We start from the raw sequence: 209 nt of genomic DNA on the forward strand, positions 1-209 counted from the left end.
AGACGCTTTGTAAGTGCTGTTTTCCGGATCAATCCCTTCAGGCACACTTAGGGAACCGGCTATACCTCCAGCTGCAGATGGCACGCTAAGTGCTGCGCTCTGGGTCAGTCCTGAATCAAGACCTGGAACATTGCCCTCAAGGCCATTTGCCAGCACACCCTCAGAATTGATGTAGCCTTGCGTTCCAAAACGAGCAGCTCTTGCTGCCT

At 53.1% G+C, this 209-nt stretch carries 1 protein-coding gene; it reads right to left on the bottom strand.

Features of this window, described 5'->3' with window-relative positions; all coding sequences use genetic code 11:
• Window positions 1–209 (bottom strand): hypothetical protein (locus PsW74_RS28990; RefSeq protein ID WP_193777983.1); only part of this gene is annotated, 209 nt, incomplete at both ends.

The organism is Pseudovibrio sp. W74 (genome assembly GCF_001623085.1).
Taxonomy (GTDB): domain Bacteria; phylum Pseudomonadota; class Alphaproteobacteria; order Rhizobiales; family Stappiaceae; genus Pseudovibrio.